The following is a 14,197-nucleotide window of genomic DNA, read 5'->3' as shown; positions in this document are numbered from 1 at the left end:
ATGTTTTGTGCTGGCTGATTTTATTGCCGCAGAATCAACAAGATAAACGCCGTTTAATCAAGAGGCTGTTTTTCTTGTGGTCTGATTCAAGCAATAAAAGAAAGGAGAATAACCTTAGTATTTGACTTTATGGATAGTTAAATTTCAAGGCTAAGCACGCAAAAAGGACTGTGACTAAAGCTTTGTCACAGTCCTTTTTGCGAATAAACGGTGTTCAAGAGACAGCTTATAAACAATAAGGCTGAACGTCTCTTTCACAACCTCCATTTTATGTCCCATACACAATCAACCTTTAACAGAACCTACGAGTGCGCCTTTGACAAAGTATTTCTGAACAAAAGGATAAGCAATCAGCATAGGGACTGTGGCAATAACGATAACAGCCATTTTAACTGTTTGTGCTGGTGGAATCACATCAACGGCACTACTTTCTGCTTGCATCCCGCTTGATACAATGACGATCTGACGTAAAAGGATCTGTATCGGCCATTTAGATGAATCGTTGATATACAAAATAGCGGTCATATAAGTGTTCCAGTAAGTAACAGCATAAAAAAGTGAGATAGTAGCAATAGACGGTAACGCTAATGGTAGCATGATTTTGAAAAATACACCAAAATCTGTGCAACCATCCATTTTTGCCGATTCTTCCAAACTATCCGGCAAGGCTTGGAAAAAGTTTCTCATAATGATCATGTTCATTGCATTAACAGCTACAGGTAAGATCATTGCCCAATAAGAATTGACCAGTCCCAGAGAACGAACAACCAAGAATGTGGGAATCATTCCCCCGCTGAACAACATAGAAAATACAACAAGAAAGTTGACGAATCCTCGACCAAACAAGTACTTTCTGGAAAGCCCGTATGCCATCAGTGAAGTTGCGCACATGCTGACGATCGTTCCAACCCCGGTAACGCCAATCGAAACAGCAAGTGCTCTAAAAATAGTTGGCGTAGATAGAATATAGCGATACGCGTCTAGAGAAAAGGTAGTAGGGAAAAGGATAAATTTTTTCGCGACGACTTCTTGTGTAGAAGCGAAAGATGTAGCGATGATATTTAAAAAAGGCACGATACAGATCAAAGCTAGCAAGATCAGAAACGTATTGTTGAAAAATGTAAAACTTCTTTCTCCTATAGAGACTCTCTTTTTCATATAGATAGGCTCCTCCTCAAAATAAATTAAATGTTCTGTTTCTATGTATTCAATTTATCATCGGTGAAAGATTACGTATATAATCATTTCCTACGTTAAGTGCCAGATAGAAAAAAATAGAATAGTTACTAGGCGTATCTTATTTGTGAAGAAATACACTTTTATATTTTGCGAGTATAAAAATCATTGTCGTGTAAGCGTTTTTACGTGCGATAAAAATGATTATATACGTAATTCGGATAGTTATCTATCATAAAGTCATAAGCAGCAAACATTCATAAAACTAAGGAGGGGCTTATGGAAAGTGTAAAGAAACAAGAACCATTTCAACTGACGCTATCGAAAAAAGAAGAAAAGCTCAGAAGACGAAAAAAAATAATTGCAGGAATCAAAACGAATAAATTTTTATACGTGATGATTCTGCCGGGGGTCCTTTATTTCCTGATCTTTAGGTATCTTCCTATGGGAGGGCTCGTTATTGCTTTTCAAGATTATCAACCATTTTTAGGGATAATGGGCAGTCCTTGGGTGGGATTCAAACATTTCATTCGTTTGTTTACAGAGCCGACTTTCTTTACTTTATTAAGGAATACTTTGATCTTGTTCGGGTTAAATATCTTCGTGTTTTTTCCGATGCCAATTATTTTGTCCCTACTATTAAACGAAGTAACGAACAAGCGACTGAAAAGTGGGATTCAAACGATCATTTATATCCCTCATTTCATGTCTTGGGTAATCATCGTTTCGATTACTTATGTATTTTTGAACGTTGACGGAGGGGTATTGAATGAATTCCTTGCAACGATGGGATTCGAAAAAATCAGTTTTCTGACATCTCCTGAGTGGACACGAACAGTCTATATTGGACAAGTAATCTGGAAAGAGTTGGGCTGGTCTACAATCATCTACCTTTCAGCAATCACTGCAGTAGATACACAGTTATATGAAGCAGCTGAAATGGATGGCGCAGGACGCTTGAGAAAAACATGGCATGTTACATTGCCGGCGATTCGTCCAGTAATCATTACCTTGCTGATTCTAAAAATCGGTCAGACACTGGACTTAGGTTTCGAGCATATGTACTTGTTATTGAATTCATTGAATCGAAGTGTTGCAGAAATTTTCGACACCTACATTTATACAGCTGGATTGAAGAATGGACAATTAAGTTTCAGTACAGCAATGGGATTGTTTAAAGGGGTCGTAGGATTATTCATGGTAATTTTAGCTAACAAGATCGCCAAAAAGCTAGGAGAAGACGGCGTTTACTAATTTAGAAAGAGAGGAAAAGACATGCTGCAGTCATTAGATAAAATAAATGGAAGGCTAAATCGTATTTTACAGTTGGTTTATTTGAATTTTCTGTGGGGTGGTTTAGTCATTGCAGGTCTGGGGGTTTTTACTTTTGGTCCTGCATCTTATGCAATGGTTGCAGTGATTAGAAAATGGCTGCGCACAAAAGAAACATTTCCTTTGACGAAAACGTACTTCTCATATTTTAAAGAAAACTATCGTGAAACCTTGCTGATGAGCTGGATATACGGCGTCATCGGAGTTGTTTTACTTGTGGATCTTTCTTTCATACACAATTGGTATCTTAGAATCGCTTTGTATATTGCTGCGTTCTTGTATTTGCTCTCAGCACTCTATATTTTTCCAATTATGGCACATTATGATTGGAAAGGATATTTTTTCAAAATGAAAATGGCATTTTTGTTCGGATTCTCTCATCTTCATTATTCATTAGTATTAATACTAAGTCTGGTGGGTATTTACCTGATGATCATCCAAACAATGCCAGGTGTTTTAACCTTTATCGGTGGCAGTCTCTTCTTTTCCGCAGTCACGTGGACAGCAAATTCTATATTTTGCCATTTGGAATGGAAGAACTCATATACAGAAAAAACAGAAGAAAACAAAAATATCATTAAAACAGTGAAGGAGAAAATTTATGAAAAAAGCAACGCTCGTAAAATTAGGTCTTAGTTTTGCAGGAATTTTAGCACTTGCCGCATGTGGCAACAGTTCAAACAACAGTTCTTCAGAAACAGAAGATGGGAAAACCAAAATCACTTGGTTGAATATTTTACACCATGCTTCCCCACCAACTGACACAATCGTGAATCTAATAGAAGAAAAAACCGATACGGAACTTACATTCAATTGGATTCCTGATGCTTCAAAAGAAGAAAGACTGACAACTGCATTGGCTTCTGACGAACTAGGAGATATCGTTACACTTCAAATTGCTATGCTGAAAAACTCTTCTGTCCGAAGTGCGTTGAAATCAGGCGTATTCTGGGATGTATCGGAATATTTAAAAGACTATAAAAACTTAAGCCAAATCTCTGAGGATAGAATCGAAGCTGCAAGTATCGACGGAGCATTGTATGGTGTGCCAATGCAAAAGGACTATGCTCGTGCTGGTTTAGTCATTCGAAAAGACTGGTTGGATAATCTTGGATTAGATGTTCCAACTACGATGGATGAACTTTACGAAGTAGCTAAACAATTTACAGAAAACGATCCAGATGGAAATGGTGTGGATGATACAGTTGGTTTTGGTGATCGTGCGCCTAGTGATATTCGTTATACCAGCTTTAAGCTGTTCACTTCTTATTTTGGAGCACCGAATGGCTGGGCTGTAGATGATAATGGCAAATTTACTCCAGAATTTGATACAGAAGAATACATGAAAGCGTTGAACTTCTCAAGAGATCTATTTGAGAATGGCTATTTGGCACAAGATTTTGCGGTTACTCAAAAGACTGACCAGCAAGAACAATTTGCACAAGGAAAAACAGGAATCTACACTGGGATGGTGGATATCAAGAACCTGAAGACAATGGGACAAGGTATTCAAGATGATATGGAATTAGTCCCTGTAAACAAGATTTCAGATGGTGAAGGCGGCGGTTATCATGTTTGGTCAGAAGGAAATGGTATTGGTGGTTTGTTAGCATTCCCTAAATCACAAGTAAAAGACGAAGCACAATTGAAGAAATTACTGCAATTTGTTGATGATCTTCTAGAAGAAGATATGTATAAATTGATGACTGGTGGTATTGAGGGAACACATTATGAATTGAATGATGATGGTTCTATTGAATTTATCGATATGGATCTTTGGCAACAAGAAGTGCAACCGCTATCAAGTTCTCGCCCTAGTGAAGTGACGTTCTCTTTCAAAGATGCAGATCCTGAAAAAGAATTGTCGAATCAATTGATCAAAGAAAACGAAGAATTCGCTGTAATGGATCCTTCTGTACCATTGGATTCTGCAACGAACAATGAAGTAGGGTCGGAAATCGAAAAAATCGTTATTGATGCTACAGTGCAATACATCATGGGACAGCTTGACGAAGACGGATTCAAGAAAGCTGTAGAAGACTGGAAAGCACAAGGTGGCGACCGAATCACACAAGAGTACGAGGAAGCTTACAAAGCCGCACAATAGTATAGATGATTGGGACAAATACTTCTTGGTATTTGTCCCAAATCCTATTTTAACTTTTAAAGGAGAGTAAATAATGGAAAACTGGTCAAAGAAATTAGCAAAAAGCATCATGGAAAGAACACCTCGCTTATATGAAGAAAAGTGGTATAAAGGAAAATGGTCTTATGACTATGGCGTCGTACTTAAAGGGTTCCAATTACTTTGGGAACAAACCCAAGAAAAAATTTATTTTGATTTCATAAAAGACAATATCGACTATTTCGTGCAAGAAGATGGAACAATCCGTGGCTACAGCGTTGAAGAATACAATATCGACCATGTAAATACCGGAAAGCTTTTCTTTTTATTGTACAAAGAAACAGGCGAAGAAAAATATAAAAAAGCAGCAGAACTCCTTTCCCAGCAGTTGGCAAACCATCCGCGTACATCCGAAGGGGCTTTTTGGCATAAAGAAATTTATCCTTATCAAATTTGGTTAGATGGATTATATATGGGCTCACCATTTTATGCTGAATTTATCCAGAATTTTAGTGAAGAAAAAGATTACCAAGATGTCTTGAGACAGTTTGAAATCAGCTATAAACATTTATTCGATCCAAAAACAAATTTATTAATCCATGCATGGGATGAAAAGAAAGTCCAACCATGGGCTGACCCAGAAACAGGTTTATCTCATCATTTCTGGAGTCGATCGATTGGCTGGTATCTGATGGCTGCGGCAGATACCTATGAATTGCTTCATGCGGAAACGGATTGTTCTTTGCTGAAGGAAATTTTAGAAAAGACATTGACCGCACTACTTCCGTATCAAGAAGAAAACAGTGGGACATGGTATCAAGTAACAACAGAAACAAAACGGAAAGGAAATTATCTGGAAGCTTCTGGCAGCAGTATGTTTGTTTACGCAATGGCTAAAGGGATATGCTTAGGCTTGCTGAACAAAGAAGAGTGGCTGCCGCAAGTGAAAAAATCTCATCAAGGACTACTCGATGAATTTGTTCTTGAAACAAAAGAAGGCTGGTTGAACTTGAACAAAAACTGTCAAGTAGCAGGGTTAGGCGGAGCAGAACAACGAGATGGTTCATATGCTTACTACATCAGTGAGCCGATTATTTGTAATGATCAAAAAGGTGTCGGTGCATTCTTGCAAGCATTAATCGAAGTGGAGGCATTATAAATATGTATGATATTTTGACATTTGGCGCATCAATTGATGAATTGAATACTGAAGCAATACAACAAGCGATTGATGCAGCAGCAAGCGCAGGAGGCGGGACCGTAGTTGTGCCAGCAGGTGAATTTTTAACAGGGGCTTTATTTTTAAAAAGCAATGTAGAACTTCATTTGAGCGCAGGGGCGGTTTTGAAATTCTCTGACGATCCAAAAGATTATCCTATTGTTCATTCACGTTGGGAAGGAGTCCATCGAAAAGTCTATGCTTCCTGTATCTATGCTCAAAATGTAGAGAACATCTCTGTCACTGGTTTTGGTACATTAGATGGAAATGGAAAAAAATGGTGGCATACTTTCCGAAACGAACCAGATAATCTGGCTTATCCTCGTCCTAAATTGATGAGTTTCCATAACTGCCATCGAATCACTGTGAAAGATATCAAACTGATCCAGTCACCAAGCTGGACGATCAACCCAATTCTTTGTAGCAACGCGACGTTTGACAACTTGACGATTTTGAACCCAGCAGATTCACCAAATACAGACGGAATCGATCCAGAATCCTGCAAAAATGTGCGTATTAGTAATTGCCATATTGACGTGGGAGATGACTGTATCGCAATCAAAGCAGGGACTGAAGATACGTACGAAAGGATTGCTTGTGAAAATATCACGATCACAAATTGTACGATGGTCCATGGACACGGAGGGGTCGTGTTAGGAAGTGAAATGAGTGGTAGTATACGTAATATTACCATTTCAAATTGTATCTTCCAAGAAACTGATCGAGGAATACGATTGAAATCTAGACGAGGTCGAGGCGGGATCGTTGAAGACATTCGAGTATCCAATATAGTCATGGATAATGTTATGTGTCCATTTATAATGAATCTTTATTATTTCTGCGGTCCGCGAGGAAAAGAACCATATGTATGGGAAAAAACGGCTTATCCGATAGATGAGCGGACACCAGCATTCAGAAGGATCCATTTTTCGAATATCACGGCAAGGAATGTCCATGCTTCTGCAGGATTTATTTATGGATTAGCAGAACAGTTTATACAAGAAATCACATTTGATAATATTGATGTTTCAATGGCCCAAGATGCAGTTCCCGGTGTCCCTGCTATGATGACAGGGATAGAGGAAATGAGCAAGCAAGGATTTTACATTGGTTTTGCGGATAAGGTTACCTTTAATCAAATGACGATTGAGAATCATGAAGGACCAGCATTTCTATTAGAAAATACGAAAGAAATAAGTATTGAGAAATTCCGGTCAACTCAATCGGAAAATATGGATGAGCTGGTTGTTCGTAAAAACTTTGCTTATGCAGTTGAATGACTTTTTAGGTGATCCATCTAGCAGACTTACTCCTAGTGGAAAGCGATTATACAGAGAAAAACAAAATGGGTTTATGCTTGAATATTATCAACTGTACTTAAATGAATTGGAAACAGTACCAGCACTTTATGCTTATCCGGAGAAAGAAGGACCGTTTCCGACGGTCCTTTACCTGCATTCTCACGGCGGAGATTTTTCAGTCGGGAAAAGTGAATTGATCCATGGTGCTCCTTACTTAGCTTCTCCATCTTTTGCAGAAGTACTGACGGGAATGGGATATGCTGTTTGGTCGATTGATGCTTGGGGATTTGAAGAACGCGGAGGTATTTCCGAAAGTGAGTTGTTCAAACAATTTTTATTAACAGGAAAAACGTTATGGGGAATGCGTATTTATGATGTGATCAGCTTGATCGATTATTTGGAGACAAGGGAAGACACAGATACTCAACGGATTGCAACGATTGGTCTTTCTATGGGAGGCTTATTAAGCTGGTGGGTGGCGGCATTGGATTCTCGTGTCAAAGTTTGTATTGATCTAGCAGCACAGGTGGACATCGAAACACTTTTGCTACATCGTCGCCTAGATCATCATGGGTTTTATTACTATGTGCCAAACCTACTGACAGCTTATACAACGTTAGCAATCCAAGAAAAAATCGCTCCGCGCCCTCGTCTTAGCTTAGTTGGAAAAAACGATACGATGTGCTTGGACGAAGGCGTACTGAAGCTGAGAAAAGGGCTGGACAAAAAGTATCAATCAATGGGTAGTCCAGAAAACTTTTCTTCTTTTTCTTTAACAGGCGGTCATATGGAAACACAAGAAATGAGAAACATTTGGAAACAATTCATAAAGGAGCATTTATGAGGATGAAAGACAAACTGATAATTGGAAAAAATTCTATAGATACCCCGACGGATTTTGAAACTATCCAAGAAGGAATCGATTATTTGGCAGACCTGCCGGATAGCCATCCAAAGGTCTTGATAGTAAAAGAAGGAAGATATGATGAATATATAGAAAGCAGATTATCCAATTTTAAACTTGTGGGAACAGGAACAGTAGTGATCTCCGGTAATCGTTTTGCAAAACAGGAGTATCTTGACGGTAGCCAGTTAGGGACTTTCCGAAGTGCTACTTTCTTCTTAGAAGGATCGAATGTCGTATTAGAAAATCTTCACATCGAAAATACAGCAGGTCCAGGAGAAAAAGTAGGTCAAGCTGTTGCTTTATTCAATTCAGGAGATCGCGTGTTGTTAAAAAACTGTCGACTAACTGGTTATCAGGATACTTTATGCACGGGTCCGTTGCCTGACTTGCAAAAAGATGGTACACCCTTTTGTACACCGGCTTCTGTCAATCCTGATTATTGTCGTCAGACCTATGAATATTGCTGGATTGAAGGAACGGTGGATTTCATATTTGGTGGGGCAGATGCAATTTTTCGCCAGTGCCGTATCCATAGCTTAGCCAGTAAAAATCCTGGATATATCACAGCAGCATCTACGCCAAAAAAACAAAAATCAGGGTATCGTTTTGAAAGCTGTACCTTGACTGCAGAGCCTGATACTAGAAACGTCTATTTAGGAAGACCGTGGCGTCCGTATGCAAATGTCGTGTTTGAAGCATGTAAGATAGGTGGGCATGTTCACCCAACTGGTTGGGATAATTGGGATGACAAGAAAAATGAACAGACTGCCAAATTCTCTGAACGAAATAACAATTATGAAACACCAATCAAAAGACCTGAATGGATCCATTTAGAAAAGCAGGGGGTTCTGAAATGAAAAGAAAATGGGAACTATTGCTAGGAATGATCGGTGGCAGCCTATCTCTGATTTTCTTTGGCGGGTTAGCAGTTACTTTAAGTAATATGTCTGCGTCAGAGTTTAAAAAAAGTTATCAGTCGCTTGCTGTCGATCATCCAGCTTTGTCTTTAGAAAATACATTTGAGCTATTACAGGACATGACTGGTCTGTTTGCCGTTGTATTGTTTATTTCACTTGCTTTTTTAGCAGTAGCACTATTTTTGACGGCTAAAGGAAAATACTTAACAACTGCCACTGGCTTGTATTTTATAACAGGGGTTATATTGTTGGTCGGCACTCAGTTTATTGCGTTTCCTTTTGCGTTTTTTTATTTTGCCGCTGGGGCATTCAGTTTGTATCGAGTAAGAATAAGAAAGGAAGCCTGAATCATGCAGACTATCAAAGTGAAAAATCCTATTTTGAGAGGGTTCAATCCAGATCCTAATATTTTAAGAGCGAAAGACCGATATTACATTATTGTCTCCTCTTTTGAATGGCTTCCAGGAATTCGAGTATATGAGTCGAAAAATTTAGTCAATTGGTCACATACATCGGATATTTTGACCACTCAAGTATCTTTGCAAGGAAATCCTACAAACGGAAGCATATGGGCACCGCAAATCAGTTATGCTGATGGATTGTTCTATCTTGTTTACACAGATGTCAAAAGTGCAGGCCGTCCGTTTAAAGATGTCCACAATTACTTGATTACTGCATCTGAGATCACAGGACCTTGGTCCGAACCGATTTATTTAAATAGTAACGGCTTTGATCCTTCTTTGTTTCATGATTTGGAAACAGGAAAAAAATGGCTTGTCAATGAATTATGGGATTATCGTCTGGACACACCGAATAAGTCCAGCGGTATCGTATTGCAAGAGTATGATGCAGAGAAGAAGAAGCTTGATGGTCCCATCTATAAAATATTTGCAGGTACAGAATTAGCGAAAACGGAGGCACCGCATTTGTATTTTCGTAACGGGTATTATTATTTGATGACGGCAGAAGGAGGTACAGGAAGAGGACATTCAGTCACAGTCTGCCGAGCAAAGAATATTATTGGTCCTTACGAGCTTGATCCTGGTTTTCCTATGCTGACAGCTAGTGACAAACCTGCTTCTACATTGCAGTGTACAGGACATGGGAGCTTAGTACAAACCCCGTCAGAAAAATGGTACATGACATATCTTTGTACCAGACCATTAAACGGTGCGGCTATTTTGGGAAGAGAAACCGCTATCCAAGAAGTGTATTGGACGTCCGACGATTGGTTAAGACTAAAAGATAGCCAGACAGCTCCGATGGAAGAAATAATGATTGAGACGAATGAAGAGGTACAACAAGAAAGAGCGTATCAGTTTATGGATACATTCGAAGGAGAGCTAAAAAAGAACTGGAATGCCAGACGTATTTTGCCAAGGGCTGATTGGTGTGATACAAAAACTAGACCTGGTTTTTTACGACTGATTGCCGGTGAATCTCTTCAATCTACCTTTGACCATCACTTATTAGCTATTCGGCAAACGGATTTTACTTTTGATGCGGAGACAGCATTTGAATATACACCTAATAATTTTAATCAGATGGCTGGACTGGTATTGTACCTAAACGAATCCAATTATATTTATTGCTATGTTACTTGGGATGAAAACAAGGGAAAATGTCTTCGTATGTTAGAATCAGAAAACGGAGTTGCACAAATAGAAGAGTGGAGGATTCCACTCACAGAAAAGAAGACTTTCTTGAAAGTAGCCGTAAAGAAAGAGACAGCACAGTTTTATTTGAAAGACACACCATCTGAAGAATGGAAGGAAGTAGGTCTACAAAAAAACATGTGTATACTCTCAGGTGGATTTACGGGGAATTTTATCGGGATAGTCGTACATGATTTAAATAGAAAAAGAGGAAGTTATGCTGACTTTGAATTTTTTAAGTATGATGGAAAAGATCATGAATGATCTATCTCTCTAATAAATAGAGATTCACTAACTCGTTTTTGCTAGTTAGTGAATCTTTTTGTTTATCTATGATATTATGAAAATAATATTAATGCCTTTTTCTGCCAATATTTTTAAACTTATTTTTGTTTTTTCTCTGTCAAGATAATGCAATAAAATGTCAATATTGTGAATATCAAAACAAGAAAAAAAGAGTTATAATTTTGAAAACGTTTACTAGAAGAGGTAGGAGGAATTCAAATGCTTTCACAAAATGCTGTTACAGCAAATACAGTAAAAAAAGAAAAAAAGGAATTTGGGATTTCCGATAAGATAGGCTACATGTTCGGTGATTTAGGTAACTGTTTTATTTTAGGTTTGGTCAATAGTTTCTTGATGATTTATTATACGAATGTTCTTGGTGTTTCAGGAGCAATCGTAGGTACGTTATTCTTGATTTCAAGAATTTTGGATGCGTTTGCTGATGTGATGGTTGGAAGATTATGCGATGTCTCAGAGTTAACAGAAAATGGTCGATTTATTCCTTGGATCAGAAAAATGAAATATCCATTTTGCTTAGTGACAGTCATTTTGTTTTTGCCATTCGTCCAACATCTTCCAATGACGGTGAAGGTTGCATATATTTTTGTTTCATATATTGTTTATGGTATTTTTCTGTCAACAATCAATATCCCTTACGGAGCAATGGCAGCAGCCATTAGTTCAAATCCTAATGACCGCACCTCGTTATCCACATTCCGAAGCATTGGCTCTGCGATTGGCGGGTCAACTACAGGGTTCTTTATCCCGATTTTGATGTACACCCATAACAAGAGTGGGCAGCAAGTCGTTTCGGGGAATCATTTCTTTTGGATTTCCATCGGATGTGCGGCAATTGCATTTGTCGCATACATGCTGACTTGTAAATTGACTACTGAACGAGTAAGAGTTGTCAAAAACGAAAAAGTGTCTGCTTCTCAGTTGGTAAAAGGTTTGTTAGCTAACCGAGCACTGATTATTTTAGTCATTGTTGACATTTTCATTGTGATCAATCAGATTTTAGCTGGGACGAATATGACTTATTTATTTAATGATTACTTCCATAATAAACAAGCAATGTCTGTCGCTCTTTTATTTACTTACGGAACAGTAGTAGTTTTAGCACCATTTGCTACAAAGCTGACAAAATTATTTGGTAAAAAGGAAGCAAGCGTATTTGCGTTACTCGCTTCTTCATGTATGTACTTGCTGATGTATTTCCTTCATATAACAAATGCATGGGTATATCTGATTCTTTTATTTATTGCTACTTTAGGATCTGGTTTATTCAATTTGATGGTCTGGGCATTCATTACTGACGTGATTGACTATCATCAATATAAGACAGGCTTAAGAGAAGATGGAACAGTATACGGAGTGAATTCTTTTGCGAGAAAAGTAGGACAAGCATGCGCAGGAGCAGTCGGAGGATTTATGCTAGCACTCATTGGTTACCAATCGTCTACAACAGGTGGAGCCATCCAATCAGTTTTAGTACAAGAAAGAATTTATACGATGGCAAACTTGCTACCAGCATTCTGTTTATTTGTATCCGCAATCATTTTATTAGTAGGGTATCCGCTGAATCGTTCGAAAACTGTGTTTATTGGTGAAGAATTAAAAAAAATCAATGAAAGATAAGGAGAAAAGTATTGCAGACAAAAAAAGAGTTCATCAATGCTTTAGACTTTAAAACAAACGACATTCAACAAGATGATACAGTAATGCTGCAAAAGGCAATCAATCAAGGTGCAAAAGAACACTCGCCCGTATTTATTCCAAAAGGTATTTATTTAGTCGGCGCACTTTTTTTAAAAGATAAGAGCCATCTCATTTTCGAAGAAGGGGCTGTTCTCAAGGGAAAAACAGAGATCGAAGCATTTCCAGAGATTGATACACGAGTTGCTGGAGTAGAAATGAAATGGCCAGCAGCGATTTTGAATGTTCTCTCAGCAAAAGATATTCTTATAGAAGGAAAAGGAATAATCGACGGTCAAGGAGAGCATTGGTGGGAACTATATTGGGGGAAAGACCAAAAAAGCGGAACAAGAGCTGAATATGATCGAAAGGGACTGCGTTGGATTGCAGATTATGCTATTAAGCGTCCGCGGGCGTGTTTACTGTATCATGCAGAACATGTTGTCATTCGTGATTTGATTTTTCAAAAATCAGGTTTTTGGAACCTGCAAATCACTTATTCTAACGATGTATTAGTAGAAAAAATAATCATCCGTCATAATGATGGGCCAAGTACAGATGGGATTGATATTGATTCTTCAACAGATGTGCGTATCTATGAATGTGATTTGGCCTGTGGTGATGATTGTATCGCTATTAAATCTGGCAGGGACGGTAACGGTGCAAGAGTCAATCGAAAATCATCAAGAATCGAGATTGCGAGATGTAACATTCGTTCAGGTTACGGTGTAACTATTGGTAGCGAAGTTAGTGCTGGAGTTAGTGATGTGTATATTCACGATATCGATTTTTTTCAGTCAGACTGTGGTATTCGAATGAAATCTTCAAGAGAAAGAGGGGGAGTGATTGAAAATATCAGGGTAGAAAACCTGAATATGATGGATGTACAATTTCCGTTTTCTTGGATAATGGACTGGCATAATGAATATAATAGAAAAAATAGCAATGATCTTGAACGAATGCCAGAAAGCTGGCAAGCAGTGGCTGAAGAAATACCTGAATCAAAACAAATGACAAAAGTCAGAAACATACATGTCAAAAATGTACAGGCAAGTCTTTCTCCAGGCTATCCACTTCCTTCCCGGGCTTTTGACTTGGTAGCATTTCCTGAAAAAACTATAGAAGATGTCTGCTTTACTCATTGTACAATAACTGCAAAAGAATTTGGACGAATCGAAGCAGTTCAAAACTTATGTTTCGAAAGCTGTATTCTATCAATAGAAACAGGGAACACAGTTGCAAACAATACTTTTGACAATCGTTGAAATTATAATAAGGTCAAGCTAAAATATTATTTTAGCTTGACCTTTATTTTTTTTAATGATATATTAAACAACGTTGTCGCATCTGATTGAAACATTTTGTGAAATTTCCAAAAAAAGAGTTGACACATGTTTTTAGACGTGATAAGATAACTGAGTCGTTAAAAAAGAACAGCTTGTGAAGCTTGATTCTATCGAAAAAAACTTCAAAAAAGTTCTTGACAAATAACAAACGACAAGTTATGATAAATGAGTTGCTGAAAGATTTCAAAAAAATGAAATCGAAAAAAACTTTTAAAAAAGAGTTGACAATCACTTGCCAC

Annotated in this window: 12 protein-coding genes; 11 read left to right on the top strand and 1 reads right to left on the bottom strand. The window is 38.0% G+C overall.

From position 1 onward, the window contains the following. Window positions 1–285 precede the first annotated feature (285 nt). Window positions 286–1,158 carry a carbohydrate ABC transporter permease gene (locus OZZ83_RS12845; protein ID WP_002310853.1) on the bottom strand — a complete coding sequence of 291 codons (873 nt, stop codon included), beginning with the start codon at window positions 1,156–1,158 and terminating at the stop codon, window positions 286–288. Window positions 1,159–1,455: 297 nt separating this feature from the next. Here OZZ83_RS12845 and OZZ83_RS12840 point away from each other — a divergent pair, with 297 nt between their 5' ends. From OZZ83_RS12840 to OZZ83_RS12790, 11 genes are all read left to right on the top strand, one after another. Then, window positions 1,456–2,430 carry an ABC transporter permease gene (locus tag OZZ83_RS12840; protein WP_002320509.1) on the top strand — a complete coding sequence of 325 codons (975 nt, stop codon included), beginning with the start codon at window positions 1,456–1,458 and terminating at the stop codon, window positions 2,428–2,430. Between the two features lie 21 nt (window positions 2,431–2,451). Beyond that, a complete protein-coding gene (locus OZZ83_RS12835) occupies window positions 2,452–3,144 on the top strand; it encodes a YesL family protein (RefSeq protein ID WP_002316990.1) in 693 nt (230 codons plus the stop codon). Then, entirely contained in the window at window positions 3,110–4,615 is a 1,506-nt protein-coding gene (locus OZZ83_RS12830; RefSeq protein WP_002310856.1) for an extracellular solute-binding protein, read from the top strand. Before OZZ83_RS12835 ends, OZZ83_RS12830 begins: the two co-directional genes overlap by 35 nt. A gap of 73 nt (window positions 4,616–4,688) precedes the next feature. Beyond that, entirely contained in the window at window positions 4,689–5,792 is a 1,104-nt protein-coding gene (locus OZZ83_RS12825) for a glycoside hydrolase family 88/105 protein (RefSeq protein ID WP_278023823.1), read from the top strand. 2 nt (window positions 5,793–5,794) lie between these two features. Then, window positions 5,795–7,132, top strand: a complete 1,338-nt coding sequence (locus OZZ83_RS12820; protein WP_278023825.1) for a glycoside hydrolase family 28 protein — start codon at window positions 5,795–5,797, stop codon at window positions 7,130–7,132. Next, window positions 7,119–7,997, top strand: a complete 879-nt coding sequence (locus tag OZZ83_RS12815) for a dienelactone hydrolase family protein (RefSeq protein ID WP_002316991.1) — start codon at window positions 7,119–7,121, stop codon at window positions 7,995–7,997. The genes OZZ83_RS12820 and OZZ83_RS12815 overlap by 14 nt, the downstream gene beginning before the upstream one ends. After that, a complete protein-coding gene (locus OZZ83_RS12810; protein WP_002310860.1) occupies window positions 7,994–8,917 on the top strand; it encodes a pectinesterase family protein in 924 nt (307 codons plus the stop codon). The genes OZZ83_RS12815 and OZZ83_RS12810 overlap by 4 nt, the downstream gene beginning before the upstream one ends. Further along, entirely contained in the window at window positions 8,914–9,324 is a 411-nt protein-coding gene (locus OZZ83_RS12805; protein ID WP_002314476.1) for a DUF4064 domain-containing protein, read from the top strand. The genes OZZ83_RS12810 and OZZ83_RS12805 overlap by 4 nt, the downstream gene beginning before the upstream one ends. Before the next feature lie 3 nt (window positions 9,325–9,327). Further along, complete coding sequence (locus tag OZZ83_RS12800; RefSeq protein WP_278023827.1) at window positions 9,328–10,896, top strand: glycoside hydrolase family 43 protein; 1,569 nt, start codon at window positions 9,328–9,330, stop codon at window positions 10,894–10,896. A 240-nt stretch (window positions 10,897–11,136) separates the two neighbouring features. Beyond that, a complete protein-coding gene (locus tag OZZ83_RS12795; RefSeq protein WP_002314478.1) occupies window positions 11,137–12,555 on the top strand; it encodes an MFS transporter in 1,419 nt (472 codons plus the stop codon). An 11-nt stretch (window positions 12,556–12,566) separates the two neighbouring features. Continuing rightward, window positions 12,567–13,877, top strand: coding sequence for a glycoside hydrolase family 28 protein (locus tag OZZ83_RS12790; RefSeq protein WP_002335426.1), 1,311 nt, complete (start codon window positions 12,567–12,569; stop codon window positions 13,875–13,877). The last annotated feature ends 320 nt before the right edge of the window (window positions 13,878–14,197 follow it).

It is taken from the genome of Enterococcus sp. E5-162, from assembly GCF_035725965.1.
GTDB lineage: Bacteria > Bacillota > Bacilli > Lactobacillales > Enterococcaceae > Enterococcus_B > Enterococcus_B lactis.
This window is presented reverse-complemented; position numbering and strand designations above follow the sequence as displayed.

Excerpts from the sequence above, each read along its gene's own strand:
- OZZ83_RS12845 (WP_002310853.1), bottom strand. The coding sequence starts at position 1,158 with ATGAAAAAGAGAGTCTCTATAGGAGAAAGAAGTTTTACATTTTTCAAC.
- OZZ83_RS12840 (WP_002320509.1), top strand. The coding sequence starts at position 1,456 with ATGGAAAGTGTAAAGAAACAAGAACCATTTCAACTGACGCTATCGAAA.
- OZZ83_RS12835 (WP_002316990.1), top strand. The coding sequence starts at position 2,452 with ATGCTGCAGTCATTAGATAAAATAAATGGAAGGCTAAATCGTATTTTA.
- OZZ83_RS12830 (WP_002310856.1), top strand. The coding sequence starts at position 3,110 with ATGAAAAAAGCAACGCTCGTAAAATTAGGTCTTAGTTTTGCAGGAATT.
- OZZ83_RS12825 (WP_278023823.1), top strand. The coding sequence starts at position 4,689 with ATGGAAAACTGGTCAAAGAAATTAGCAAAAAGCATCATGGAAAGAACA.
- OZZ83_RS12820 (WP_278023825.1), top strand. The coding sequence starts at position 5,795 with ATGTATGATATTTTGACATTTGGCGCATCAATTGATGAATTGAATACT.
- OZZ83_RS12815 (WP_002316991.1), top strand. The coding sequence starts at position 7,119 with ATGCAGTTGAATGACTTTTTAGGTGATCCATCTAGCAGACTTACTCCT.
- OZZ83_RS12810 (WP_002310860.1), top strand. The coding sequence starts at position 7,994 with ATGAGGATGAAAGACAAACTGATAATTGGAAAAAATTCTATAGATACC.
- OZZ83_RS12805 (WP_002314476.1), top strand. The coding sequence starts at position 8,914 with ATGAAAAGAAAATGGGAACTATTGCTAGGAATGATCGGTGGCAGCCTA.
- OZZ83_RS12800 (WP_278023827.1), top strand. The coding sequence starts at position 9,328 with ATGCAGACTATCAAAGTGAAAAATCCTATTTTGAGAGGGTTCAATCCA.
- OZZ83_RS12795 (WP_002314478.1), top strand. The coding sequence starts at position 11,137 with ATGCTTTCACAAAATGCTGTTACAGCAAATACAGTAAAAAAAGAAAAA.